The 25,715-nt window shown below is 63.1% G+C and carries 25 protein-coding genes and 1 other RNA gene; 12 read left to right on the forward strand and 14 right to left on the reverse strand.

The window, feature by feature from the left end; translation table 11 throughout:
* Positions 1 to 75: 75 nt before the first annotated feature.
* Both AC1D10_RS19075 and AC1D10_RS19080 read right to left on the reverse strand, forming a co-directional pair.
* Positions 76 to 474: a VOC family protein gene (locus AC1D10_RS19075; RefSeq protein WP_477274512.1), complete on the reverse strand. Its 399-nt coding sequence runs from the start codon at positions 472 to 474 to the stop codon at positions 76 to 78.
* Positions 475 to 505: 31 nt separating this feature from the next.
* Complete coding sequence (locus tag AC1D10_RS19080; RefSeq protein WP_477274514.1) at positions 506 to 928, reverse strand: tautomerase family protein; 423 nt, start codon at positions 926 to 928, stop codon at positions 506 to 508.
* A gap of 124 nt (positions 929 to 1,052) precedes the next feature.
* Between AC1D10_RS19080 and AC1D10_RS19085 the strand changes: the two genes are divergently transcribed.
* Both AC1D10_RS19085 and AC1D10_RS19090 read left to right on the forward strand, forming a co-directional pair.
* Positions 1,053 to 1,694, forward strand: coding sequence for a TetR/AcrR family transcriptional regulator (locus AC1D10_RS19085; protein ID WP_477274516.1), 642 nt, complete (start codon positions 1,053 to 1,055; stop codon positions 1,692 to 1,694).
* Between the two features lie 5 nt (positions 1,695 to 1,699).
* Entirely contained in the window at positions 1,700 to 2,317 is a 618-nt protein-coding gene (locus tag AC1D10_RS19090) for an MOSC domain-containing protein (RefSeq protein ID WP_477274518.1), read from the forward strand.
* Between the two features lie 168 nt (positions 2,318 to 2,485).
* On the opposite strand, the gene AC1D10_RS19095 is transcribed toward AC1D10_RS19090, so the two are convergent.
* A complete protein-coding gene (locus tag AC1D10_RS19095; RefSeq protein WP_477274520.1) occupies positions 2,486 to 3,325 on the reverse strand; it encodes an SDR family oxidoreductase in 840 nt (279 codons plus the stop codon).
* Between the two features lie 149 nt (positions 3,326 to 3,474).
* Positions 3,475 to 4,437 (reverse strand): D-amino acid aminotransferase, encoded by a 963-nt coding sequence (locus AC1D10_RS19100; protein ID WP_477274522.1) that lies wholly within the window; start codon positions 4,435 to 4,437, stop codon positions 3,475 to 3,477.
* A gap of 150 nt (positions 4,438 to 4,587) precedes the next feature.
* Between AC1D10_RS19100 and AC1D10_RS19105 the strand changes: the two genes are divergently transcribed.
* Complete coding sequence (locus AC1D10_RS19105) at positions 4,588 to 5,091, forward strand: hypothetical protein (RefSeq protein ID WP_477274524.1); 504 nt, start codon at positions 4,588 to 4,590, stop codon at positions 5,089 to 5,091.
* 14 nt (positions 5,092 to 5,105) lie between these two features.
* Here AC1D10_RS19105 and AC1D10_RS19110 read toward each other — a convergent pair whose 3' ends face one another.
* Both AC1D10_RS19110 and tsaA read right to left on the reverse strand, forming a co-directional pair.
* On the reverse strand, positions 5,106 to 5,420 hold the full coding sequence (locus AC1D10_RS19110; RefSeq protein WP_477274526.1) for a DUF2293 domain-containing protein: 315 nt from the start codon (positions 5,418 to 5,420) through the stop codon (positions 5,106 to 5,108).
* Positions 5,417 to 5,956 carry a tRNA (N6-threonylcarbamoyladenosine(37)-N6)-methyltransferase TrmO gene (tsaA, locus tag AC1D10_RS19115; RefSeq protein ID WP_477274528.1) on the reverse strand — a complete coding sequence of 180 codons (540 nt, stop codon included), beginning with the start codon at positions 5,954 to 5,956 and terminating at the stop codon, positions 5,417 to 5,419. Before tsaA ends, AC1D10_RS19110 begins: the two co-directional genes overlap by 4 nt.
* Before the next feature lie 125 nt (positions 5,957 to 6,081).
* On the opposite strand from tsaA, the gene AC1D10_RS19120 reads away from it, so the two are divergent.
* On the forward strand, positions 6,082 to 7,089 hold the full coding sequence (locus tag AC1D10_RS19120) for an ArsR/SmtB family transcription factor (RefSeq protein ID WP_477274530.1): 1,008 nt from the start codon (positions 6,082 to 6,084) through the stop codon (positions 7,087 to 7,089).
* Positions 7,089 to 8,006: a methylenetetrahydrofolate reductase [NAD(P)H] gene (gene metF / locus AC1D10_RS19125; protein WP_378915394.1), complete on the forward strand. Its 918-nt coding sequence runs from the start codon at positions 7,089 to 7,091 to the stop codon at positions 8,004 to 8,006. Before AC1D10_RS19120 ends, metF begins: the two co-directional genes overlap by 1 nt.
* A 401-nt stretch (positions 8,007 to 8,407) precedes the next feature.
* Here the strand turns inward: metF and AC1D10_RS19130 are convergent, their stop codons facing one another.
* Positions 8,408 to 9,325 carry a DMT family transporter gene (locus tag AC1D10_RS19130; RefSeq protein ID WP_477274532.1) on the reverse strand — a complete coding sequence of 306 codons (918 nt, stop codon included), beginning with the start codon at positions 9,323 to 9,325 and terminating at the stop codon, positions 8,408 to 8,410.
* Positions 9,326 to 9,531: 206 nt separating this feature from the next.
* Between AC1D10_RS19130 and AC1D10_RS19135 the strand changes: the two genes are divergently transcribed.
* A complete protein-coding gene (locus AC1D10_RS19135) occupies positions 9,532 to 10,752 on the forward strand; it encodes an alanine racemase (protein ID WP_477274534.1) in 1,221 nt (406 codons plus the stop codon).
* A gap of 5 nt (positions 10,753 to 10,757) precedes the next feature.
* On the opposite strand, the gene AC1D10_RS19140 is transcribed toward AC1D10_RS19135, so the two are convergent.
* The 3 genes from AC1D10_RS19140 to AC1D10_RS19150 all read right to left on the reverse strand — a co-directional run bounded on the left by AC1D10_RS19140 (position 10,758) and on the right by AC1D10_RS19150 (position 13,415).
* Complete coding sequence (locus AC1D10_RS19140; RefSeq protein WP_477274536.1) at positions 10,758 to 11,141, reverse strand: hypothetical protein; 384 nt, start codon at positions 11,139 to 11,141, stop codon at positions 10,758 to 10,760.
* Positions 11,142 to 11,193: 52 nt separating this feature from the next.
* Positions 11,194 to 12,372 (reverse strand): lytic murein transglycosylase, encoded by a 1,179-nt coding sequence (locus tag AC1D10_RS19145; RefSeq protein WP_477274538.1) that lies wholly within the window; start codon positions 12,370 to 12,372, stop codon positions 11,194 to 11,196.
* Positions 12,373 to 12,614: 242 nt separating this feature from the next.
* A complete protein-coding gene (locus AC1D10_RS19150) occupies positions 12,615 to 13,415 on the reverse strand; it encodes a glycoside hydrolase family 25 protein (protein WP_477274540.1) in 801 nt (266 codons plus the stop codon).
* A 224-nt stretch (positions 13,416 to 13,639) separates the two neighbouring features.
* On the opposite strand from AC1D10_RS19150, the gene AC1D10_RS19155 reads away from it, so the two are divergent.
* Positions 13,640 to 15,019: a serine hydrolase domain-containing protein gene (locus AC1D10_RS19155; RefSeq protein WP_477274542.1), complete on the forward strand. Its 1,380-nt coding sequence runs from the start codon at positions 13,640 to 13,642 to the stop codon at positions 15,017 to 15,019.
* Positions 15,020 to 15,021: 2 nt separating this feature from the next.
* On the opposite strand, the gene AC1D10_RS19160 is transcribed toward AC1D10_RS19155, so the two are convergent.
* The 3 genes from AC1D10_RS19160 to AC1D10_RS19170 form a co-directional block, all read right to left on the reverse strand.
* Positions 15,022 to 15,687, reverse strand: a complete 666-nt coding sequence (locus AC1D10_RS19160) for a class I SAM-dependent methyltransferase (protein ID WP_477274544.1) — start codon at positions 15,685 to 15,687, stop codon at positions 15,022 to 15,024.
* Positions 15,684 to 16,931, reverse strand: a complete 1,248-nt coding sequence (locus AC1D10_RS19165) for a BtaA family protein (protein ID WP_477274546.1) — start codon at positions 16,929 to 16,931, stop codon at positions 15,684 to 15,686. Before AC1D10_RS19165 ends, AC1D10_RS19160 begins: the two co-directional genes overlap by 4 nt.
* 94 nt (positions 16,932 to 17,025) lie before the next feature.
* A complete protein-coding gene (locus AC1D10_RS19170) occupies positions 17,026 to 20,673 on the reverse strand; it encodes a hydantoinase B/oxoprolinase family protein (RefSeq protein ID WP_477274548.1) in 3,648 nt (1,215 codons plus the stop codon).
* A gap of 192 nt (positions 20,674 to 20,865) precedes the next feature.
* On the opposite strand from AC1D10_RS19170, the gene AC1D10_RS19175 reads away from it, so the two are divergent.
* The 5 genes from AC1D10_RS19175 to rnpB all read left to right on the forward strand — a co-directional run bounded on the left by AC1D10_RS19175 (position 20,866) and on the right by rnpB (position 24,128).
* Complete coding sequence (locus AC1D10_RS19175; RefSeq protein WP_477274550.1) at positions 20,866 to 21,126, forward strand: hypothetical protein; 261 nt, start codon at positions 20,866 to 20,868, stop codon at positions 21,124 to 21,126.
* Positions 21,127 to 21,269: 143 nt separating this feature from the next.
* The gene (locus AC1D10_RS19180; RefSeq protein WP_477274552.1) at positions 21,270 to 21,989 is read left to right on the forward strand and encodes a TerB family tellurite resistance protein; all 720 of its coding nucleotides are present in this window, start codon (positions 21,270 to 21,272) and stop codon (positions 21,987 to 21,989) included.
* Complete coding sequence (locus AC1D10_RS19185) at positions 21,986 to 22,741, forward strand: N-acetylmuramoyl-L-alanine amidase (RefSeq protein ID WP_477274554.1); 756 nt, start codon at positions 21,986 to 21,988, stop codon at positions 22,739 to 22,741. The genes AC1D10_RS19180 and AC1D10_RS19185 overlap by 4 nt, the downstream gene beginning before the upstream one ends.
* 208 nt (positions 22,742 to 22,949) lie before the next feature.
* The gene (locus AC1D10_RS19190) at positions 22,950 to 23,651 is read left to right on the forward strand and encodes a lytic transglycosylase domain-containing protein (protein ID WP_477274556.1); all 702 of its coding nucleotides are present in this window, start codon (positions 22,950 to 22,952) and stop codon (positions 23,649 to 23,651) included.
* A 78-nt stretch (positions 23,652 to 23,729) separates the two neighbouring features.
* Positions 23,730 to 24,128, forward strand: an RNA gene (rnpB, locus tag AC1D10_RS19195) — RNase P RNA component class A.
* A gap of 334 nt (positions 24,129 to 24,462) precedes the next feature.
* Here rnpB and AC1D10_RS19200 read toward each other — a convergent pair.
* Positions 24,463 to 25,578 (reverse strand): cystathionine gamma-lyase, encoded by a 1,116-nt coding sequence (locus AC1D10_RS19200; protein ID WP_477274558.1) that lies wholly within the window; start codon positions 25,576 to 25,578, stop codon positions 24,463 to 24,465.
* Positions 25,579 to 25,715: the final 137 nt, after the last annotated feature.

The following is a 25,715-nucleotide window of genomic DNA, read 5'->3' on the forward strand; positions in this document are numbered from 1 at the left end:
CACCGCGGCGCGTCAGCAATCCGGTGAGACGTGGGACGGGCTCCGTTTCAGGTAAGAAGATCGTGATCCGCGCCCTCATTCATTGGTGCAGCTGAACATCCACTGCACGCCGAAGGCGTCGACCAGCATGCCAAAGCTGGTTCCCCAAACTTGCCGCGCCAGGGGCACGTTGATCCGGCCGCCTGCGGCCATGCGGGTGAAAAGCTGCCGCATCGCCGGCAGGCTCGCGAATTCCAGACAAAGGGCGGAGCCTTTCATCGGCTCCGCGTCATCATTGTCCGAGGCATGAAACAGCACGCCTGGACCTTCGAACCGCGCATGCAACACCTTTCCGCGCATGATTTCGGTTCGCACCGGCATGGTGTTGTCGCCCCAGCGCAGCACGATCGTTGCCCGGCCAAGGCCGCACTGTTCGTAGAAGGCCAGTGCAGGCTCGCAATTGGTGGTGAAGAACAGCGAAGGGGAGAGCCGCATCGGTTCGCTCCTGTTCATCGCAACCGCCACATCAGTGCGCGGCGGCGGTTGCTGCGGCGACAAGTGCCTCGCCGGAATATTGCCTGCTACCGATACCCCAGCCGCCGTCGGGCGCATTGACGATGTTGATCCAAGTGTTCTCAGGCCGGTGGCCCGGCACGCAGAGCTCGGCGACAATCCCGGCGGCCGCGGTGATGAAGGCATTGCGGGCTTCGATCGACCCGAGGCCGATGTTCGGCAGCTTCAGCTCGACCATGACGACCGGTCGATTGGCGCCACCGGCATAGATGCGCTGCAGCGGCAGGACGTGGACCGTGCCGCCGACGATCGCGGTGAAGAACGCATTGCCGGTGGCACCGGATGCTTCGATGAGGGCGGCGCTGAGACGCGGCACGATCTCGCGCTCTCCCGCCGGGGTCAGTACGCCTTCGGGTGCGGTCACGGTGATTGGCATCTGGCTCTCCTTTTCGCTGGTTTCTATGGTGTTCCGGCGGGCTATGTCTTCCGACTTGCCATGTTTCGTATCGATTGGTACGTTATGTGGAGAAGATGAGTCAACAGGTTTCGTATCGATCACTATGGATAATTTGGAAAAGCCTCGCGGCGGCCGGCCGCGCGCATTCGATCCCGACCGGGCACTGGATGCGGCGATGCATCTGTTCTGGGAGCATGGCTATGAGGCGACATCGCTGGCCATGCTGCGCGAGGCGATGGGGCTGACGCCGCCTCAGATCTACAACGCCTTTACCGACAAGGAGACTTTGTTCCGCAAGGCGCTGACGCGCTACCACCAGACCGAGATCGGCTTTGCGCTGGACGCGCTGAGTGCGCCGGTGCCGACGGGGGAGGCGGTCCGGAGGTTGCTGCTCGGCGCGGCGGAGGCCTATTCCAGGCCCGGCAAGCCGGGTGGCTGCCTGTTCGTCAGCGGTGCGCTGGCAGCCTCGCCGCAGGCGCAAGCCATCGCCGATGAACTGAAGGCCTATCGCAAGGCAAGTGAAGCGGCGATCGCCGAGCGGCTGGCCAAGGGCCGGGCAATGGGCGACCTGCCGAAAGGTCTCTCCGTCGAGGCCTTCGCCAAATATCTGGCGGGCGTCATGAACGGCATGTCGATCCAGGCGCGGGACGGCGCTTCGGTCGAAGAGTTGCGCACTTTGGCCCAAACCGCTCTTGCGGCGTTCTTGGTCGAAGGGCAAAAACAGGGTGCATCATCCAAGGAATGAAGCCGATGTTGGATCTCTTCCCCGAGGCTGAAAAGCCGATCGAAATCATCCCGGCGCGCAAGCTGGTCGCCAAGGTGGCGGCGCTTTACGTCGCGCCATCGGATCATTTCGAGACGCGCCCGGTCGACTCGCTGCGGCTGGGCTTCGACGGTATATCAGGCGATTTACACGCTGGCGCGACGCGGCGCTCGGGCGGGCGCGAGCCCTGGTATCCGCGCGGCACCGAAATGCGCAACGAGCGGCAATTGTCCGTCGTGGCGGCGGATGAACTGGCCATCGTCGCCGAACGCATGGGCCTGGCCGAGATCAAGCCGGAATGGATCGGCGCCAATCTTGTGATCGAAGGGGTGCCGCATTTGTCCATGCTGCCGGCTGGCACGCTGCTGTTCTTCAAGGACGGTGTGACCATCAAGGTCGATGCACAGAACGGACCTTGCCGCATCGCCGGCCGATCGATCGCCGAACATGCAGGGATGGCCGACATCGAGGCCGGTGCGCTGCTGTTCCCGAAAGCCGCGAAGCGGCTGCGCGGCGTTGTCGCCTGGGTTGAAAAGCCCGGAGCGATCAAGGCCGGCGAAGAGATATCCGTGCGCGTGCCGGAGCAGTGGATCTATCAGAGCTAGACTCTCGCCCATTGGAACGCAGGGGCTACGCCGCCGAGGCGGCGTAGCGATATTTCCGAACTAGTGCAGTTCACCGTTTCACGGAAACGGCGAACCACTCTAACTCTTTGTTTTGACGCAATTCCGGACGGAAAACCGTTTCACACTTTTCCTGGAATTGCTCTAGCCTCAAGCCTTGCGGTTCTTCTTCGCGCCCTGCGCCATGATGGAAACGTCGTCCCACTTTTCCCAGGTGGCGATGCGATTGGCGTATTCCTGCTTGATCATCGGCAGGCCGCCATCGCCGAAGAACACGCGCAGCGGCGGCTCGGCGGCATCGACAATGGCCAGCATCGCAGGCCCGGTGGCCTCCGGATCGCCGGCGACCGAATTGGCGCGGCGCTCGGCCATCTTGGCGCGGGCCGGCGCGTAAGCCTCGATCGGCTTGGAAACCTTGGCCGACGGACCGGCCCAGTCGGTTGAGAAACCGCCGGGCTCGACCAGCGTCACATGGATGCCGAATTCGGCGACCTCGATGTTGAGCGACTGGCTGAAGGCTTCCAGCGCCCATTTCGAGGCATGGTAGAGGCCGAGCGAGGCAAAGGCATTGACGCCGCCGATCGACGAGATCTGGATGATGTGGCCGGCGCGCTGCGCCCGCATGATCGGCAGCGCGGCCTGAGTGACCCAGAGTGCGCCGAACACGTTGGTTTCGATCTGGTCGCGGGCTTCCTGTTCGCTAACTTCCTCGATGGCGCCGAAATGGCCATAGCCGGCATTGTTGATGACGACGTCGAGCCGGCCAAAGCGCTTGTGCGCCTCGGCGACAGCGGCATCGACGGCTTTCTTGTCGGTGACGTCGAGCTTAATCGCGGCAATCCTGTCGCCGTACTTCTCGACGAGATCGGCGAGCGTGCCGGCATCGCGGGCAGTCGCCGCGACGTGGTCGCCACGGGCGAGTGCCGCCTCGGCCCAGACGCGGCCAAAGCCCTTCGACGATCCGGTGATGAACCAAACCTTGTTTGTCATGATGTGGAGTCCTTGCCCCTGCGGGCGTGATTTCGGGTGAAAGCGGAGGCTTCTCCGCTTTCGGGCATATACGGACGATCCTGCGCTTTTCCAGAGGCGGAGAAAACTTTTTGAACAAGCCGCGCCCGTAGAACAAGAAATTGGGCCGATCAGGGATAGTGCACCGGACTCGACCATGCCGGGTCGTCGTGCTTTCGCCAATAGAGCGCCATCAGGCGGCTGGTGACCGGACCGACCTCGCCGTTGGCGATCCGGGCGCCGTCGATCTCCGTCACCGGCATGATGCCGCCGGCGGTCGAGGTGATGAAGACCTCGTCCGCCTCGCGCAGCGCGGCGACGCTGACATCGGCCGGGGCGGCGGCGAGGCCCAATTCGGCGCAGAGATCGAAGACGGTGCGCCGGGTGATGCCGGGTAGCACGCCAACGGCCGGCGTCGACATTGCGCCATCCTTGACGCAGAAGACGTTGAAGCCCGGACCCTCGGCGACATTGCCGTTGAAATCGAGAATCAGCGCGGTTTCAGCGCCGCGGTCGTAGGCATCGTAGAGGCCGCGCACCAGATCGAGCCAGTGGTAGTTCTTGATCGCCGGGTCGATCGAGGCCGGCGGAATGCGCACCTTGTCGCTGACGGCTACGCGCAGGCCGCGCCGCAACTGGTCGGCATTGGCAACCGAGCCGAACGGCACGGCGAATGCCATGAAGCGGTTGACCGCCTGTCGCGGGTCGCGGCTGAAGGTTGGCGAGGCACCACGCGTGCACAGTATTTCGACATAGGCGGCGCGATGGCCCGACAGTGCCACGCAATTCTGCAGGATTTCGGTCACGCCTTCGCGATCGAAGGGGATCGTCATGCGCAGCTTTTCCAGCCCGCCGAAAAAGCGGTCGAGATGCAGGTCGAGGCGAAAGAAGCGGCCATTCCAGACATGCACGGTGTCGTAGGTGGCGTCGGAATGCAGGAACCCCCAGTCCAGCACCGAGACCTTCGCTTGCGACATCGGCAGGTACTGGCCGTCGAGGAAGGCGATGCCGTCGGGATAGGAATGCGGGTCGATGTGGCGCTCGCTGACCGTCGGCAGGGGCTTTGCATCCTGTCTTGCCATCGTCCGGCTCATAAGGCCTCCTCTCGCGCTGGGCGGGATCAGCAAGCTACCGGCGCGATGCGGAAGGTATAGAGCCAGCCGACCGGCGCTGTTCGTCCTCGATGACGATCTGGCCGATACATTGGAGCTGAATCGCCGTATGTTGCGTGACCGAGGGGGGACATGGGCAGGTTTGGGACTGTCATCGCAGCCATGATGGTTTTCGCCGCCGCCGGCCAAGCCAGTGCCCAGTGCGCGCGCGAAGGCGAGGAACTGTGCCAGAGCGGCCAAACCTATCGCTGCGAGAAAACCGGCAGCGAATTGACGCCGATCTTCCAGAACGTGCCTTGCGCGGTGAATGTGCCGACACTAAGCGGCACCTGGGTCGGCAGCGGCCATCAAAGCCCGGCCGGAGCCACTGGCGCCGACTGGTCGATCACCATGACGATCAATGATGGCGGCGCGTCGATCGACTATCCGTCGCTCGGCTGCGGCGGATCGCTATCGCAGACGTCCAGGGACGATACCTCAGCGGAATACCATGAGAGCATCACCTACGGTCAGGACAAGTGCATCGACGGCGGCAACATCACGGTCAGGTTTTTCAAAGGAAATCTGTCCTGGACGTGGATCGGCCAGGCGGACGGCCAGCCCTACAATGCGGTCGCCGTGCTGATACGGCAATAAGCGGACTTACGGCCTCATTCCTCCTCGTCGTCGGCGTCGAGCAGCCGGGTGGCGCGCCAGCGGGTGAGCACCAAGTTGGTCTGCTCGATGACGAAGAAACGCGCCGAGTCGCGGTCATAGCCTTCGCTCAGCAGCTTTTCGTAATCGGTGTGCACGTGGCGGATGTGGGCAATGGTCGCCAGCCACACGGCAATCGTCGGCGGCAGGGTTTTCATGTGAACCGAGCCGGCATCCGCACGGATCTTCTCCATGTCGGCATAGGGTGCCAGCGGCAGAAGTGCTGTCAGCGCCTTGGCGATGGCACGGCGGCGTCCGGTCGGCGCTTTCATCGCCGAATCCGATTGGGCTCGTCGCGCCCTTCGATGGTCGCCTCGGCGAAGGCGTCGGTCGAGGCGAAATAGGGCTTGATGTCGATGACCGGCGTGCCGTCGAGCACGTCGATGGCATCGAGATCGATGCGACCGGTGCCGATGTCGAGCCCGACGAGCCTGGCCACATGCAGGCCGACCGGGTTCGGCCGGGCCGGGGAGCGCAGGCCGAATACGCCTTTGGCTTCAGCCGCATGGCGCGGTTTCTGCACAATCAGAGTCCGCGGCGCGTGATGCAGCCACGACAGGATGATGATGTGGCTGGCCCGCTCCAGCCCTTGCAGGCCGCTGCGATAGGGCGCGTCGATGGTCAGCACCGCCGGTTGTCCGGTCTCGCGCGCGGTGCGCATGTTCTTCGGACAGGTCTCTCGTGTCGTCCATGGCGAGGCGATGCGGCCGATGAAGACGATCCCGCCATCCGGCGGCATCAGCGCCGGATCGTTCTCCAACCTCTGCTCGCCGTCGCGCGTCTCGAACATCTCAAGCGGTCCGGTCATTTGGCCCAGGTTTCTCCGAACGCCACGCAAGCGGCATTTTCTTGTCCGGAAGCGACATAGTGCTTGCAAGGTGTCGAAAATCGACATAAACATATGTTTATATCTTTTTCAAAGAGAATACGCTTATGCATGTCTCTCTCGACACCATGGTGGACACATTGAAGGCGGCGGCCGAATCCAGCCGCCTGCGCATATTGGCACTGTTGTCGCGCGGCGACCTCACCGTTTCCGATCTTACCGAAATTCTCGGCCAGTCGCAGCCGCGCGTTTCACGGCACCTGAAGCTCCTGCTGGAGGCCGGGCTGATCGGCCGCTACCAGGAAGGGTCGTGGGCCTTCTTCCGCCTTTCGGACGCGGATTCCGCGCGTGACTTCGTCATGGGGCTGGTTTCCGGCATTCGCGGCGCCGATCCGCAGGTCGAGCGCGATCTCGAGCGCCTGGCCTCGGTCAAACGCAAGCGGCAGGACCGCGCGACCGAGTATTTTTCTGTGAATGCGGCAAGCTGGGACCATATCCGCTCGCTGCATGTGCCGGACCGCGCCGTCGAGGCCGCGATGCTCAAGCTGGTCGGCAAGCGGCCGTTCCAGTCGATGCTCGACCTGGGCACCGGCACCGGTCGGCTGCTCGAAATCTTCTCGCCGCTCTACCGGCGCGGTGTCGGCATCGACATGTCGCGCGAGATGCTGACCGTGGCGCGCGCCAATCTCGACAAGGCGGGGGTGTCTAATGCGCAGGTGCGGCAGGGCGACATCTTCGCGCCGCCGGTCGAGCGCGACGCCTTCGATCTCGTCACCATTCACCAGGTGCTGCACTATCTCGACGATCCAGCCCGCGCCATCCACGAGGCGGCGCGACTTTTGCGCCCGGCCGGGCGACTGGTCATCGTCGACTTCGCACCGCACACGCTGGAATTCCTGCGCGACGAGCACGCGCATATGCGGCTCGGCTTTTCAGACCGGCAGATCGCCGACTGGTTTTCCGAAGCCGGCCTCGATCTCGAAGACAGCCAGGAGTTCGAGCCGCGCGGCGGCAACGAGGCCAGGCTCACCGTAAAACTCTGGCTCGGCCGCGACCGGCGCCTGCTGATCGCCGATCCTTCCAACGACACAAGGCAGATAAGGGAAGTTGCCTGATGAACCAGTTCCGCTTTTCCCGCCGCCCCGACATCGGTGACAAGGTCCGGGTTTCCTTTGAATTCTTCCCGCCGAAGACGGACGAGATGGAGGCAAGGCTGTGGGACACGGTCACCAGGCTGGAGCCGCTCAAGCCGAAATTCGTCTCGGTGACCTATGGCGCCGGCGGCTCGACGCGTGAGCGCACCGCACGCACCGTAAAGCGCATCCTGACGGAAACCGGTATTCCGGCCGCGGCGCATCTGACCTGCGTCGGTGCAACGCGCGAAGAGGTCGACGCGGTCATCCAGGATTACAAGTCGATCGGCATCAACCGATTCGTGGCGCTGCGCGGCGACCCGGCTTCCGGTGTCGGCGAACCCTACCGCCCGCATCCGGGCGGCTACGAGAATGGCGCGGAACTGGTCGCCGGGCTTAAGAAAATCTCGGATTTCGACATCTCCGTCGCGGCTTATCCGGAAAAGCATCCGCAAAGCCCGGATTTCGCCACCGACATCGAGATGTTGAAACGCAAGGTCGACAATGGCGCGACGCGCGCCATCACCCAGTTCTTCTTCGACAATGACCTCTACGAGCGCTATGTCGAGCGCGTCCGTCGCGCCGGCATCTACATTCCCATCGTGCCGGGCATCCAGCCGGTTCACAGTTTCAAGCAGGTCGCGAACTTTTCCGCGAGAGCGGGCGCGCATGTGCCCGGCTGGCTGGCGGAGCGGTTCGAGGGCCTTGACCGGGACCCGCAGACGCATGCGCTGGTGGCGTCGGCGGTGGCGGCCGAACAGGTCATGGATCTGGTCGAGCGCGGGGTCGGCGATTTCCATTTCTACACGATGAACCGAGCCGACCTGGTCTTCGCGATCTGCCACATGATCGGCATCCGCTCACACGAAGCCGAGGCGGCCGGGTCGGCCGCGGCGTAGGTCCTAAGAGCGTCTGAAATGCAAAAAGGCCGGGCAAAAACCCGGCCTTTTAATTGGTTGTACTATTGGGTGCTGGTCTTCCCCGTCTTGGCGGGTCAGGGAAGAAAGCCCATAATGAGGGCTCCGATGAAGGCGAACGCAGCACAGATCATCAATGCGTTGATTGGCCTTGTAAGTCCCATGACATAGCCTCCTCTTAAAGAGCTATGCCTGAGAGTCTAGGTTCATTTGTGCCACAGGCAAGCGGAAAATATGCTGCATTGCGACGTGATTGTGGGATTTGCGACCCGCCTTTTGCCGTTAAGCATTGAAACTCTTCGGCAAAAACCCGCTTCAGACCTGTGAACAAATTATGGCGGCGGTGTGTCATTCCCGTGTCATGGCACCGCTACCGCGTCGTCCTAACGCCTTCCGAACAATCGCCCATCGATGGTGACGAGGCCAAGTGCGATCAGCACCACGCCACCGATTTCGAACAGTTCGAGCCGTTCGCCGAGGAACAGGAAGCCGAGCAGCATGGCGCTGGCTGGCACGATGAGCGTGACCAGCGAGGCGTTGGTGGCGCCGGCCGAGGCGACGAGGTTGAAGTAGAGGATATAGGCGAAGGCGGTGGACAAAAGCGCCAGCGCCAGCACCGCCGCCCAGACCGGCGGCGATGCCGAGAACAGGCCCGCCGGACCATAGGTGAAGAGTACGATCGGGATCATGATGATGGTGGAGGCGGTCAATTGTCCGGTGGCGATGACCGGCGACGGCACACCCTTGAAGCGGCGGGCGACCATCAGCGCCACGGCATAGGACAGTGAAGCGCCGATCAGCGCGAATTTGGCCCAGACCGGGCCACCGAGCCCGGCAAGCAGGCCGGGGCCGATCATCACCGCCGTGCCGGCGATGCCGAGCGCTATTCCGGCGAGCTTGTTCCAGGAGAGTTTTTCATCGCTGGTCAGCGCGTTGGCCAGGATCAGCGTCCAGAACGGCGTCGTCGCGTTGAGCACCGACGCAACGCCGGCGCCAAGCTGGGTCTGGCCGGCGAAGATCAGCGAGAAAGGGACGACGTTGTTGGTGAACGCCAGCAGGAAGAACAGGCGGGCATGGGGAAGCGCGAGGCGGAAGGACGGTCCGCGGATGGCGAGATACAGCTGCAGCGCAATCGCCGCGATGGCGACGCGAAACAGCACCAGCACCAGCGGATGAAGTTCCGCCACCGCGATGCGGGCAAAGAAAAACGAACCGCCCCAGATCGCACCGAGCAGCAGGAGCTGCCCCCAGTCCTTGAGCACCATCGGCCCGCGTTGTGCTGATGTCGCGATCATTGCCATGTCAATCGTCCTCCCAGACGGCCTCAATGCCAGCCGGTCAGGCAGAAGCCATATCGGGTCCATCGACAAGGGCCACCCGAAACCTGAGTGATGGCAAACGTACTGCCAGGACCTAGCGCCGCTGCGTCAGGTGCACGAGACACAGAATTGTTTTCATTAGCCGCTAGCTTGGATTAATTGTGCGCAGCCGAGGTGAGGATTCGTCCATGCAGCGATTCGAGAATGCCCGCGAGGCGGCACTGGCGCTTCGCCCGGACGATCCGGTCTATTGTTTCCGCCCACAGGTGCTGATGGCGGATGCCAGACAGTTCATGGGCATGTTCCCCGGCAAGACGGCCTATGCGGTCAAGACCAATGGCGAGCCGATCGTGCTCAAGGCATTGGTCGAGGCCGGCGTCACCGCTTTCGACGTCGCTTCGCCCGGCGAGTTCGCCGCCGTGCGCGCGGTCTCTGCCGATGCCGAGATGCTCTACATGCATCCGGTCAAGGCGCAGTCGGACATCAAGCTGGCGCTGGAGAAGTACGCCATCCGCGTCATTTCGCTCGACCATGAGGACGAGATCACCAAGCTGACGCGGGTGGTGCGGGCGCTCGACATCGATCCGGGCGCAATCACCGTGTTCGTGCGGGTGCAGACCAAGGGGCTTGCCGCCTACGAACTGTCGAAGAAGTTCGGCGCCGGACCGGCCTATGCGGTCGAACTGGCGGAGCGGCTGAACCGCACCGGCTACAAGGTCGGCCTGTGTTTCCATGTCGGCAGCCAGATCGAGGATCCCGACACCTATGAGCGAGCGCTGGCCTCGGCCGACTGGGTGCGCAACCGGCTGACCTTCGACATTGCCGGGCTCGACGTCGGCGGCGGCTTTCCAGCCGAGTACGGCCACGACCCGAACCGCAAGCAGATCGAGATGCCGTCGCTCGGCCAGATCATGTCGCGGCTATCCGGTGACCTGAAAGAATATCAGTTCGATCAAATACCGCTGGTGGCGGAGCCCGGCCGGGTGATCGTGGCGCGCTGCCTGTCGCTGATTGTGCGGGTGCTGCTGCGCAAGGGCAAGCGGCTCTACATCAATGACGGCATCTGGGCGTCGCTGTCGGATTCATGGACCGGCAAGATCACGCTGCCGGCGCGCTTCATCCCCGATCCGGCGATCCGCTCGCGCAATGGCGAGGAAAAGAACATCGTACCGTTCAAGGTCTGCGGCGCGACCTGCGATTCCGTCGATATCCTGTCGCGGCCGTTCTGGTTGCCGGAAACAGTCGACACCGGCGACTGGATCGAGATCGGCCATATCGGCGCTTATTCGCTGTCGCTGCGGACCCGCTTCAACGGCTTTTACCCCGACACCTTCGTCGAGGTGACGACGCCGTTCGACGAGGGCGACGCGCCGCAAGGCTTTGCGAGCTTGGAGACGATGGCGGGGTAGTGGTCCTACCAGCCGATCATCTGCACGAAACTATCGAATTTTTCGATCCCCAGCGCGGCGGGGTAGTGCCTGGCGAATTCCGCCGGCTTGAAGGGCTTTGACAGGAAAATGAACTCCCAAGTCCCGTCGCGGGAATGGTAGTCAATTCGCAGGTTGTCACGATTGAACTCGATGGGATTGTTGACGCTGATAATCAGCGTATGCATCGAGGTTAATGCGTAAAATCTGTTCCCGCCATAAGCAGACCGGATGTGGCGAATGAGATCGACCATGGGCTGCTGGTCGATGGCTTCGTTGGTCAGCGAGATGTAGAAGGCCTCGATGCTGTCCCATGGCCGCGGCGGAACGAGGTTCGGCGTGTAGCTGTTCTTTGGGTCATAGAGGCTCATCCAGACTTCCACAAATGCTTGGCACCAACAGGCTTCCACGTCATACAGGCAATTACAGCTTCGCCAAAAGGTCCGGCGTCGGCCAGCCATCCACCGGCAGGCCAAGGCGCATCTGCTCCTTGCGGATCGCTTCGCGGGTGTTGGTGCCGAGGATGCCGTCGACCGTGCCGACGTCATAACCCCTGGCTTCCAGCTTCGTCTGCAGCGCCTTCAGCTGATCGTTGTTGAGACCTGTCTCGGGATTGCGCGGATCGAACTGTGGCGCGCCCGCCAGCCTGGCGGCGAGGTTGGCCGCAGTCAGCGCGTAGGTGAAGGACTGGTTCCATTCGAGATAGACGTCGAAATTGTCGTAGGCGAGGAAGGCTGGTCCCTTGCGTCCCATCGGCAGGGCGAGGCCCGCTTTCAGGCCGTTGTCGACCAACGGTGCGCCGCTGGGGTAGGTGACGCCCCATTGCGCCCATTGCGTCAGCGGCAGCTTGTTGGTGCGCCCGGTCTGGTCCCACGGCATGTCGTCGGGGACGCGGACTTCCTCGATCCAGGGTTCGTCGCGTTTCCAACCACGCGACAGCACCTTGTTGGCGGTGGTCATGATCACATCCGGCACGCTGCCGCGCAGGTCGACCTTGCCGTCGCCGTCGCCGTCGACGCCGCGCGCCAGATAGTCGGAAGGCAGGATCTGCGTCTGGCCGATCTCGCCGGCCCAGGCCCCCCTGACATCGGCCGGCACCACGCCGCGATCGATCAATTCCAGAAGTGGCACCAGCTGCGGCCGGAACAGTTGCGGTCGGCGGCAATCATGGGACAGCGTAACCAGGGCGCTCAGCGTGTGGAAATCGCCCTGCACGGCGCCGAAATCGGTCTCGAGCGCCCAGAAGGCGGCGATGATTGGTGCCTGGACGCCGAACTGCTGGTCGGCACGGGCGAAGACGTCTGCGTATTTCTTCAGGTTTGCCGCGCCCTGCTTCAGCCGGTAGGCCGAGATCATGCGGGTGGAGAATTCGATGAAGGTCTGGGTGAAGACGCCCTGGGCGCGGTCACGCGCCAGGACCTTGTCGTCAAGGGTGGCATCCTCCAGCGCGTCGAGACCCACGACGCCGACACCGGCCGCCTTGGCTTCCGCCGCCACGCCCTGCTTCCAGGCTTCGAAGTCGCCGCCGCATTCCTGCGCCATCGCCGGCAAGGTCGTGGCGCACAAGAACAGCGCCGCGAGGGCTTGGGAACGCAGTCGCATCGGCTTCCTTTCGAAACGAATGAGGGCCTTTGTCGTGCCCCCTCGGAAGCCCAACACCCTAAATTACCGGCGGCTGCACTGTTTACCGCTGGCAGTGTCGAAAAGCAGGCGGCAAGCCCGGTGTCAACGGGTGTTCTGCCGTAGCCACTCGTTCAGGGCGGCTTCGGTGCCGTTGAACCGGTGTCAACGGTGTTCTGCCGCAGCCCCTTGTTCCAGGTGGCTTGGCTGGCGTTGAACCGGTGTCAGCGGGTGTTCTGCCGTAGCCACTTGTTCCATGCGGCTTCACTGCCGTTGAAGACGTTGATGTCGGACTTGCCGGTCATGCCGGGAACGATGCCTGTTCCGGTGTACTGCCAGAAGGTGAAGGGGTGGCTGCCGTATTTTTCGCGCGGATGGCCGGCCACGGAGCGCAGCCAGTAGGGGTAGCCACGGAAGGTCGACAGCTCGTTGTCGTCGAAGAAGTCGACCGAGGTGTAGATGATCGGCTTCTTGCCATAGTGCCGTTCGACGATTTCGAGGAAGGTGGCCATCTCTGCGCGCACCGTGGCCGCAGCGGGACGCAGCCTGCAGGTCGGCGATTTCGGGTTCCACTCCATGTCGAGGACCGGCGGCATCGCCGAGCGGTCGGCCGGAACATTCCGGATGAACCAGCGCGCCTGCTGAGCGGCGGGCGTGCAGAAATAGAAGAAATGATAGGCCGCGCGAGGAACGCCAGCGGCTTTCGTGCGAGCCCAATGCTCGTTGAAGTATTCATCGAAGCGATCGCCGCCCTCAGTCGCCTTGATGAAGGCGAAGGAGATGCCGCTGGCCTTGGCCGCCGGCCAGTCGACCGAGGTCTGGTATTTCGAGACGTCGGTGCCGTGAACAGCATAGTTCCACGGCGCACCGCTGTCCCATTCATGCGGCTTGGAATCGGCAAAGCGCGGCGCGCGCACGGCAACAGTCGGGCTGCTCGACACGGACGGCGACAGCGGCGAAAGATCGTCCACGGTCGAGCATGCGCCAAGCAGCGTTAGCATGAAAAGGGCCGCAAGACGGCGCATCGCAACTCCCGAGCCGGATTCAGCCGGTCCCTGATGGGTCTGTGCACTGATGGCTGGCCGTTGGCCCCCTACGAGCGATCGCCCCACAGCATCGCCCGTTCCGCCTGTGATCGCCGAACATGGTTGATATCAGGTTGACGGCGCTCGACAAGCATAGCGATTTGCGGAAGCAATGGCGGCAAATCGATGACAGAGGCGTCAGGCAGAGGCCTGGGAGGAAACAAATGCGGATCGTCGTCAAGATCGTCAAATGGCTGCTTGGCCTGGCCGTGCTGGCGATCGCCGTGCTGTTTGCCTGGCTTTACGTCGCGCCGCCCGAATTGATCCGCGTCGGCTCGGGCTATTCGGCCAAGATCGTCTGCTCGAACGTCTTCATCGCCGGGCGTGATCCCAATGAGGTGCTCGCGGTCGACGTCCAGGCGCCCGGGCACCCGCTGCTGCGCTTGATGCGGGTCTCCGTGGACAAGAACAGGGGAACGGTTTCGGCAGGGTTACTTGGGTTCCTTGGCAAAAGCCTTGCCGTTGCGCGCGACGGTCTGGGCTGCGCGTCGGTTCCGGATGGCGATGTCGGCAAGGCGCGGCGGACGACTGTCCACGCCGAGCCGTCGGCGGTCAGCGCGGACGCGTTTTGGCCGGAGGGCGAACGCGTCGAGCCATCACAGGATCCGGTGATTGCCAAGCTGCTCGACGACGCGGCACTGACCGGCACCGGCATGCGCGCGGTGGTGGTGGTCAAGAACGGCCGCGTCGTTGCCGAGCGCTATGGCGCGGGATTCTCGGCAAAGACACCGCTGCTTGGCTGGTCGATGACCAAGACGGTGAACGCCGCGATCATCGGCACGCTGGTCAAGGACGGCAAGATTGCCATCACCGACAAGGGGCTGTTTGCGCCTTGGAAGGCGGATGGGCGCGCCGCGATCAGCCTTGCCGACATGATGGCGATGTCGAGTGGGCTGGAGTTCAATGAGGACTATGGCGACGTCGCCGACGTCACGCGCATGCTCTATCTCGAACCCGACATGGCGGGCTTCGCCGAATCCAAGCCGCTGACCGCCGAGGTCGGCAAGGTGTTCTCCTATTCGAGCGGCAGCGCGGTGATGCTGTCGCGCCTCTGGCAGGAGGCGATCGGTGACAAGGCCAAGGCGCTGATGTGGCCACGAACGGCGTTGTTCGAGCCGCTCGGCATGCACAGCGTGGTGCTGGAGACCGACGAGCAGGGCACCTTCGTCGGCTCGTCCTACCTCTATGCGACCGCGCATGACTGGGCGCGCTTCGGTCAGTTCCTGCTGCAAGGTGGGGTGTGGAACGGCAACCAGGTGCTTCCGGCCGGCTTCGTCGACTGGATGCGGGAGCCGGCACCGGCCTCGAAAGTCTACGGCAAGGGCCAGTTGTGGATCGAGGCACCGGGCGACGAGGACAGCCCCGGCGCCGGCGTCGCGGCGGGCCTGCCCAGGGACACCTACTGGATGGAAGGCCATGATGGGCAGACGGTCACCATCATCCCCTCGGAGCAACTGGTGGTGGTGCGGCTGGGCCTGACGCCGGCCAAGCTCGGCTACCGGCCGCAGACCATGGTGGGGGCACTGGTGACGGCGCTGCATTAGCTCTATGGACGCGGCCCGACCACGGCCAGCCAGGCATAGCCGCGATAAAGCGTGCGGAAACGGAAGGTTGCGCCGGTAAGCCGAGATTCCGATTCCAGAATCTCGCGCAGCGATTCACGCGGGGCGACGTGGAACTTCTTGAGCCAGCCGCGCAGCATCGCCCGGAACCAGCCCGGCAGGCCTTCCTGCTGGCCGAAATCGACGACATGCAGCGAACCGCTGGGGGCCAGCGCCGCAAGTGCCGCCGAAACCGTCTTCTCCCAGCCGGGGATCATCGACAGCGAGTACGACACGAAGATGCGGTCGAACCGTTCGACACCGTAAAGCGCGCCCGCATCGAAAGCGGTGGCGTCACCCCTTGCCAGCATGACACGGCCGGACAAGACTTCGCGGGCAATTGCGGCGCCAGCCGTCTCCAGCATTTCGGCTGAAATGTCGAGGCCGAAGAAGCGTGCGCCGGGATAGCGACGGGCGGCCAGGATGATGTTGCGGCCTGTGCCGCAGCCGAGCTCAAGCACGGTGCCGCCGGGCGGTACGTCGAGCCCGGCGATCAACTGGTCGCGGCCAAGCAGGTAGTATTTGCGGGTCAGGTCGTAGATGTGGCGCTGCCAGCGGTAGACGCCGTCCATCAATTCGGCATGGCCGGCCGGCAGCTCGGTCGTGCTCATGCGGCACGCTTCACATAGAGGTGGAAGCCGCCATAGATGGCGGAGCGGTCGCGGGCCGAGAATTCGCGCGAAATCTCGTCCTGATAATTCCACTGGTCGAGCAGCGAGCTGGAGACCCGGCCGGGCAACAGGCTAGGCTCGGCGGCGGTGCGGAAGATGACGCGGGCGCCGTCGGATGCCGTGCGGGTTATTTCCGCCCACAGCGCATTGAGCTGGTCATCTGTCATCCAGTCCTGCGCATCGAGCAGGATGAAGCGGTCGACCGCGCCTGCATCCTTGCCGGCAAGGAATTCGATCAGATTGGCGTGGTGGATGGCGACGCGGTCGACATTGCCGCGGATGGTCTCGTAGTTCTGCTTTTCGAGATAGGCGGGGAGGGCGGCTTCGCCGGGGTTCGGATACCGCCGGGCGAAGGCCTGCCAGGCGAAGTAGTTGTTTTTCAGCGGAAAATCGCAAGCCAGCTTTTCCAGCCGGGCCTTGAGCACACTGGCCATGGTGCCGTCACCGGAGGTGATCAGCGAATCATACTGCGCCGGCGGAATGCCGAGGCCGAACAAAGAGGCCTTGCGCGACGTCGCCCATTTCAGCAGCGGTTTGTCGAAAACCGGCGCCAATTCCTCATCGAAGAAGCGGCGCTGTTCGCCGATGTTTCTGGCTTCCATCATACGGGCTGGATTGACACCGAAGAATTTGGCCGTGCGGTGGCCCATGGCGATGAACCGGCCAAGCAGACCGGTCTGGTAGAAATTGCGATCGAAGACAGCAATGCGCCGGCGGCCGCGCCAGTTGCGGCGCTCCCAGTAGTGACGGCTGACCGGATCGAGATGCGGCGCGATGAAACGGTCGTAGGCTTGCGAATTGTGGCTGGTGTCGGCGGCGCCGAAGAAGCGGAACAGGTCGCCCTGCGATGGCAGGTGGCGCACAGCCTCCAGCTTCATGCGGTTCAGCGCGATGTGCGCGGCGTTGAGGTCGACGGCGTCGACCTGTGCCGGCGAGCGGGTCAGGTAGGCGAGGATGTTGCAGCCGCCCGAGGCGATGGTGACGACGCGGTGGCCCTGGCCAAGCTGCATCGCCTCCATGTCGACATCGGGGTCTTCCCAGATCTGCGGATAGACGAGGCCGGAAAACAGGAAGGCGAACAGCCGCTCCGAAATGCCGGCCTTCGACAGCGGGCGGTTCTGGTAGACGGCTTTTCCAACTTCCTTGCCGCGGCGAAAAACCAGATCTGCGGAAACGTCCGTCATGGCAAGGTGATTCCCCATTTGCTTTGCCGCAAGCGGGTAGCGCTCGGCGATGACAGATGGATGACAGCAGCCGGCTTGCAGCCCCGGGAGCGGCTTATTGCCGTCCGAATCCCCCCGGCGTCGGCGTCGTCAGGATGACGGCATCGCCGGCCTGAAGCACGGTCTGGTCGCAGGCTTTCAGCATTTCGATCATGCCGTCCTTGCGGCGGACCTTGGTCGAGCCGACCTCGCCGTCGCCGCCGCCGTCCAGTCCTTGCGGCGGGCGGTTGCGATGCGAGGACAGGATCGCGCATTCCATCTTCTCGAGGAAACGGATGGTGCGTTTGGTGCCGTCGCCGGCGCTCCATCTGCCCTTGCCGCCGGAACCTTCCCGAATGTGGAAGTCCTCGAGCAGAACGGGAAAGCGCAGTTCCAGCACTTCCGGGTCGGTGAGGCGCGAATTGGTCATATGGGTGTGGACACCAGAGGTGCCGGAAAAACCGCGGCCGGAGTTCATCTGGCCGGCGGGCGAGCCGGAACAGATCGTCTCGTAGTATTGGTATGTCTTGTTGCCGAAGGTCAGGTTGTTCATTGTGCCTTGCGCGTTGGCCATGGCGCCCATGGCGCCGAACAGCGCATTGGTGACGTGCTGCGAGGTCTCGACATTGCCGGCGACGACGGCGGCGGGGTAGGCGGGTTTGAGCATGCAGCCGTCGGGAATGATGATGTTGATTGGCCGCAGGCAGCCGGCATTCATCGGGATCATGTCCTCGACCATGACACGGAAAGCGTACAGGACAGCCGCGCGGGCGACCGGCTCGGGCGCATTGAAATTGTTCTTCATGACAGGCGAGGTGCCGGTGAAATCGACCGTCGCCTCGCGCTTTTGCCGGTCCACCGTGATCTTCACCTTGATGACCTGGCCGGTGGCGGTCGGATATTCATATTCGGAAGCGTCCGGCAGCCGCTCCAGCACGCGGCGCACGCTTTCGGCTGCGTTGTCCTGGACGTGGCCCATATAGGCTTCGACGACATCGAGGCCGAAATGCGTGACCATCTTGCGAAGCTCTGCCACACCCTTTTCGTTGGCGGCGATCTGCGCCTTGAGATCAGCGATGTTCTGGTGCGGATTGCGGGCCGGCCAGCGGTGGTCGGTGAGCAGCGTTTCCAGCTCCTTCTCGCGGAAGCGGCCGCGATCGACGATGCGGAAATTGTCGAACAGCACGCCTTCCTCGTCGACGGTGGTGGCCAGCGGTGTCATCGAGCCTGGGGCGGTGCCGCCGATATCGGCATGATGGCCACGTGAGGCTGCCCAGAAGAGGATCTTCTGCTGGATATCGTCGAAAACCGGCGTCACCACCGTGATATCGGGCAGGTGCGTGCCGCCATTGTACGGCGCGTTGAGGGCAAAGACGTCGCCGGGGTGGATATCACCGGAATTCAGCCGGATGATGGTTTCGACCGAACGGTCCATGGAGCCAAGATGCACCGGCATGTGCGGCGCATTGGCGACTAGCGCGCCGTTGCGGTCGAACACTGCGCAGGAAAAATCCAGCCGCTCCTTGATGTTGACGGAATAGGCGGTGTTCTGCAGCGTCACGCCCATCTGCTCGGCGATCGACATGAACAGGTTGTTGAAGACTTCCAGCATCACTGGATCGGCTTTGGTGCCGAGCGCCGCCTGTCGCTGCTTCTCCTCGATACGGCGCAAGAGCACGTGGTTCTTGGCGGTGATCTCGGCCTGCCAGCCCGGCTCGACGACGATGGTCTGGTTCGGCTCTATGATCAGCGCAGGGCCGGCGACTTTGTGCCCGGGCTTGAGCGTTTCACGGCGGACGATGCCGGCGTCGCGCCAGATGCCGTCGGAAAAGATTTTTCGAATCTCCGAAGGGTTTGCGGCGATGTCTTCGAGCGCTGAATCACTCTCGTCGCGTCCGGAGCCGCCGGTGTCGGTGCCTTCGACGCCGACGGTCTCGACGATCATCGGCTTGTTGTCATAGACGAAACCGAATTGCGCCTTGTGGGCGATTTCGAAATCGCGCCTGGCCTGAAAAATCGAGTCTTCCTCGAAGTTCACGGGCAAAGTCGTGTCGGTGCCGTCATAGCGAATGTGCAGCACCGGTTTCGCGGCAACCGCATCCTCGGCGATGCCTTGCGCTGCGAGCTCGGCGATGACGGCCTTTCTCAAGCTGGCGATGAGGTTGCCGATCTCGGTTCTGGACTCTTCTGCAAGAGGCTTCAGCAGCGCCTGCTGGCGCGAGGCAAAGACCGAGGACAGGCCGATGCCGTAGGCCGACAGCAGGCCGGAAAAGGGATGGATCAGCACCGCCTCCATGCCGAGCGCGTCGGCGACCAGGCACGCATGCTGTCCGCCGGCGCCGCCGAAGCAATTGAGCAGATATTCGGTGACATCATAGCCGCGCTGGACGGAAATCTTCTTGATGGCGTTGGCCATGTTTTCCACGGCGATGGTGACGAAGCCCTCGGCGACAGCCTCGGGCGTGCGGCCATCGCCGATTTCGGCGGCCAGGGCGGTGAATTTTGTTCGCACGGCCTCGACATCGAGTGGTTCGTCCTGGCCGGGCCCGAAAATCGCCGGGAAGAAATCGGGCTGCAGCTTGCCCAGCATGACGTTGGCATCGGTAACGGCCAAAGGGCCGCTGCGGCGATACGCTGCCGGGCCGGGATTGGCTCCGGCCGAGTCAGGTCCGGCCCGGAAGCGGCCGGCCTCGTAGTGGAGGATCGAGCCGCCGCCGGCGGCGACGGTGTGGATGCGCATCATCGGCGCGCGGATGCGCACGCCGGCGACCTCTGTGTCGAAGGCGCGCTCATATTCGCCGTCATAATGGGCGACATCGGTGGAGGTGCCGCCCATGTCGAAGCCGATGACCTTGTCGAAGCCAGCGAGCTTCGCCGTCTCGACCATGCCGACAACGCCGCCGGCCGGCCCTGACAACAGTGCGTCCTTGCCTTGGAACATATCGGCAGCGGTAAGACCGCCAGAGGACATCATGAACATGAGACGAGGGGACTGGCCGATCTCCCCCCTTGTGGGGGGGATTGGCGCGGTGCCCATTTCCCCCGCCACGCGTTGCACATATCTAGACAGGATCGGCGACAGATAAGCGTCGACCACGGCCGTGTCGCCGCGGCCGACCAGCTTGATCAGCGGCGAGACCTCGTGGCTGACGGAAACCTGGCTGAACCCGAGTTTCCGGCAGACTCTTGCCACTGCCTTCTCGTGATCTGGATATTTCCAGGCGTGCATGAAGACGATGGCGACGGCATCGATGCCATCTGCTTTCGCCTGCTCGATCGCTGGCCGGCAAGCGGCGATGTCGAGCAACCGTTCGACGCGGCCATCGGCGCGCACGCGCTCGTCGATCTCGATGACGCGCTCATAGAGCTGTTCGGGAAGGATGATTTCCTTGGCGAAGATGTCCGGGCGCGCCTGGTAGGCGATCTTCAGCGCATCGCGAAAGCCCTTGGTGATGAGCAGCAGCACCCGGTCGCCCTTGCGCTCCAGCAATGCATTGGTGGCGACCGTGGTGCCCATCTTGACGTCGCCGATCAGGCCGGACGGGATCGTGCCGCCGGGGGACAGGCCGAGAAGATCGCGGATGCCCTGGATGGCGGCATCGGCGTAGGCTTCCGGATTTTCGGAGAGAAGCTTGCGGGGATGCAGCCCGCCATGCGGGTCGCGGCCGATGACATCGGTGAAGGTCCCGCCGCGATCGATCCAGAAATCCCACTTCGCGGTCATGGCAGCTCCCGGCACGTTTCAGTTCGATCGGTTCAACGCATCCTGTTAGTTCGCCGTTGTCTGGCCGGCAATCGCAAACGGGCCAGACGATGTTACATGCGGAAACGCAACGTTACGAAACTCATGGCTGTCTGATGCATTTCCTGTTCGACCGTTCACCGTAACGTGAACGCGTATTGAAGGAGAGATCTTATGAAAAAGCTCATTCTCACGTCCGTTTCCGCTTTGGCCTTGCTGGGCGTTGCAGCCTGCAGCGATAGCGGCAAGGACAACACCACCACCCAGAGCACCAATCCACCGGCAGCCGAAGAGCCGATGAAGCCGGCGACGCCGGAAGCCACGCCGCCGGCCGCAACGCCTCCGGCAACCGACAACTCGACCACGAAGAGCATCACACCCGAGAAGCCTGTCGAGCCGGCTCCGGCAACACCAGCTCCTGCGCCCGCGCAGTAGTCAGCAAAACAGTACTCGTGTGATGAATGAGGAAGGCCGGCTGTGCGCTGGCCTTTCTCATATTGTCTGGCACCCTAGGTTGCGCCGGGCTGCGGCACTGTCCCGGCTTGATAGCGGGGGGCGGTGGCACTAAGAAGCAGGCCATGTCGATTTGGGATCGCCTTGGCGAGTTCATCACACGCGTTTCATCCTCAGCCTCGTCGGGTGTCGCCGACGTCGTCGAAGCCGTGCGCACGGTTTTCTCCGGCGACGCCGATCTGCGCCGGCGGGTCGCTTTCTCGGTGGCGATGATCGCGCTGTCGGCCAAGATGGCCAAGGCCGATGGCATCGTGACCCAAGATGAGGTGCGTGCCTTCCAGGAGATCTTCGAGGTACCGCCGAAAGAGACGCGCAATGTGGCGCGGCTGTTCGACCTCGCGCAGCGCGACGTGGCCGGTTTCGAGACCTATGCCGAGCGGATGGCGCAACTGTGCGGCTCGGGGCATTCCAACTGCGTGATGCTGGAAGACATACTCGACGGTCTGTTCCACATCGCCAAGGCCGACGGCCTGGTGCATGAGCACGAAGGCGTCTTCCTGCACCGTATCGCCGAGATTTTCCGCATCGACGAGGCGCATTACGAAAGCATCATGGCGAGGCATGTCAATCTTGGCGCCGGTGACCCCTATGTCGTGCTCGGCATCGAACGCGGCAAGCCGTTCGAAGAGGTCAGAAAGCGCTATCGCAAGCTGGTCTCCGATAATCATCCGGATCGGCTGATCGCGCGCGGCCTGCCGCAGGAATTCATCAAGATCGCAACGACCAGGGTGGCGGCGATCAACGCCGCCTATGAGATGATCGAGCGGGGCCTGCGGCACGCATGAGCGGCTTCCGGCCCGACGAGCCTAGCGCCGAGGTCAGGGTATCGCCGAATTTCGGTCCGCGGCGCGACACGCTCAAACCCGATATGATCGTGCTGCATTACACCGGCATGCCGACCGGCGCCGGCGCCGAGGCATGGCTGTGCGACCCGGCCAGCGAGGTCTCGTCGCACTATCTGGTCCACGAGAATGGCCACGTCGTGCAGATGGTCCGGGAGAGCGACCGCGCCTGGCATGCCGGCAAGAGTTCGTGGTTCGGGCGCGCCGACATCAATTCCTGCTCGATCGGCATCGAGATCGTCAATCCGGGACACTCGCTGGGCTATCCCGGTTTTCCCAGGCGGCAGATCGATGCGGTGATCCGCCTGTGCGCCGGGATTGCTGGTCGGCATTCGATTGCCGCCGAGCGGGTGCTGGCCCATTCCGACGTGGCGCCGGGACGCAAGATCGATCCGGGCGAAAAGTTTCCGTGGCGGACGCTGTTCGAGGCCGGTGTCGGCCATTTCGTGGCGGCTGCACCCGTCAGGCATGGGGCCCTGCTCAAGGCCGGCGACACCGGTTCCGATGTCGAGGCGTTGCAGTCGATGCTGGCACTCTATGGCTACGGCGTCGAGATATCAGGCATTTTCGACCGGCAGACGGAGATCGTCGTCGAGGCGTTTCAGCGGCATTTCCGACCGCGCCTGGTCGATGGGGTGGCCGATGGCTCGACAGTGCGGACGCTGCAAAGGCTGCTTGCTTCCGCAAGGTCTTGACCCTGGGAAGCCTCTCCCAAGTCGTCCTTTCCAATGTTTAAGTTACAAGCTGTCACTTAAAGTGACTTGCCTGGCCTTGTTTGGCACCAATTCGAGCGTCAAACGCCTGACGTGCAAGTTTGTCGGACCCCAAGCCCCCGGATGTTCCGATATTGATTAAGCGTTGCTGCGTGAACATCTTCACGCGGTTCAGACAGAACAGGATCACATGCAGAAATTGACCATTTTAACGGCAGCTCTTGCTGCCGGCGTTATGACTTTTGCCTTCAGTGCCGCAAATGCGGCGCCACTCAGCCCGCGCGCGGATCAAGGGGTCATCACGGTATCCGCCAAAAGCGGCAAGGCAGGCCACGACGCCAAGGCGCCGAAGCGGGCTTCCGCGAAAATGGAAAAGGCAAGTTTGACCAAGGCGAAGAAGTCCACCGCCAAAAGGCAGACGAAGCGCGCCCGCAAGACCGTCGACAAGATGACAACGGCATCGATCGGTCCAAGGGGCGTTGCGCTGCCAGCGGCTGCGGCGGCTGCGGTGGCCGGCGGCAGTCAGTATTCGGCGATCGTCGCGCGCTATGCCGCGAGCTATGGTGTACCGGTTTCGCTCGCTCACGCCGTCATACGGGTCGAGAGCAACTACCGGCCGAACATGATCGGCGGCGCCGGCGAAATCGGCCTGATGCAAATCAAGCCGGCGACGGCGCGGATGATGGGCTACAACGGTTCGGCCAAGGGACTCTTCGATCCCGACACCAACATCAAATACGGCATGAAGTACCTTGCCATGGCGCAGGATCTCGGCGGCGGCACCACCTGCGGCACGATCCTGAAATACAATGCAGGCCACGCCGCAACGCGAATGAACCCGGTGTCGGCCGCCTATTGCAGCAAGGTCAAGGTGCAGATGGCGGCGCTGTAGCCGACTGTCTGTGGAGCCGGCCGGAGCGGCCGGCTTTTTCGTTTGCGTTTTCGAGCGTGAACCCCTTTATACGCCTTGCCAGCTGGCCGGGCGGCCGCACCCGCAACAGCCGAAAGGCCGCGGGTGAGGAAAGTCCGGGCTCCATGGAAACACGGTGCCGGTTAATGGCCGGCGGGGGCGACCCCAGGGAAAGTGCCACAGAAAGCAAACCGCCATGGTCTACCGTGGCAAGGGTGAAAGGGTGGGGTAAGAGCCCACCGCGCGACTGGCAACAGGAGCGGCACGGTAAACCCCACCGGGAGCAAGACCGAATAGGGGCGGTGCGAGGGGAAACCCTCGAGGGCTGTTTCCGGCTCACCGTCCGGGTAGGTTGCGTGAGGCGCATGGCAACATGTGTCCAAGATGAATGGTCGCCACGTTCTCGCACCGCAAGGGGCGGGGGCCATACAAAACCCGGCTTACAGGCCAGCTGGCAATTTTCTCCGCGATATCGAAGAGAAATCTTTTGAGATCAGCAGGTTGCGCTTTCGGGCGCGCCTGTTGGTTCAAGCTTGTTCAGCTATTGCCCTAGAGCGGGAGGCCAGCCGGTTGCTTGTAGCTGGTGCGATTAAGTCGTGCCATGGGCCAGCAGCAGCTGACAACCTATCCGTTCTCAGGCGCCGCGCGACGATATCGAACCGGGCATCCGCCATCTGGTCGTTGGTGACTACCCCACCTTGTACCGGGTCGGTCACGTCGCGATCGAAATCGTCCGCGTGCTGCACGGCAAACGCAACATCGAAGCCGATGACCTGGGTTCGCAGTCGACCGGTCAGCCGCTGATCTTGTCCAGCGACGCCTCGATCGCCTTCCAGAGCTCTTCCACCGGTTCGCAGCCGACCGAGAGACGAACAAAACCGGGAGGTACTGCATCGCCTCGCTTTGTCCGACGTTCGGCGGAGGTGTGAACGCCGCCGAAGGATGTCGCGGCCTGCATCAAGGCACAGTTGTTGATGAATTCCTCGGCCTTGTCTTCCGAGGCGAGTTCGAAAGAGATGAGAAAGCCGAAGCGCTCCATCTGGGCGCGGGCAAGATTGTGTGACGGGTCGCTTTCCAGCCCGGGAAAACGCAGGCCGCTGATTGCCCGGTGGCCTTTCAGCCGCCGTGCGATCACTTCCGCCGAAGAGCACATGCGGTCAAAGCGGACATCCAGCGTTTCCAGACCACGATGCACCAGCCATGCTTCGAACGGCCCGGGAATGCTGCCCGAGATTTCGCGCCAGCCGGTCACGGCGGTGACGATATCGGCATTGCGGCTGGCAACATGGCCGAACAGCACGTCGGAATGGCCATTGGGCGCCTTGGTGTCTGCCGCGACGACGATGTCGGCGCCATGGTCGAGCGGGCGCTGGCCGAAGGGCGTCATCGTCGTGTTGTCGACGACAAGGAGGGCGCCGGCTTTGTGAACAGCGTCTGTGACAGCCGCGATATCGCAGATATCCAGTCCCGGATTGGCGGGGGTTTCGACAAAGGCCAGGCGGTAACCTTCGAAGCCGCCGTCGATAAAGCTCGATGTCGGCCTCACATCATAGGTGACGCCAAACGGCTTCAGGAAACGATCGGCCAGTGCCCTTGTCGTGTGATAGCCGTCCGAAGGCAACAAGATGCGGTCGCCGGTCTTGAGCAGGGCGAAAAACACCGAACTGATTGCAGCCATCCCGGACGGAAAGGCGACGCAGGGTGCTCCTTCCAGATGCGCCAGCATATGCTCGACCGCGTCCCAGGTCGGGTTGCTGAAGCGACCGTACTGATCGAAACCGGTGGCGTCGCCAGGTGTGTGATAGATCGCGGCCATGGTCAAAGGCAGAGGGATCGGGTCGCCCTTTGCGAGCCCGCTGTCGCGCAGGTGGGGAAGTGTCGCAGCGCGTGCGTTCGCTGTTTCAGACATCGATTCTCAGACCCTCTTGGTGACCGACCGGATGCGGCGAGACGCTATGCCGGGCAGTGGCTCGCGGCAAGGCGCGTCCGGTTGTGCCAGCCGGCTCTAAACGCTTCGTTAGGCTTAATGGACCATAAAGACGAGAC

Source organism: Mesorhizobium sp. P2_A8, from assembly GCF_056404935.1.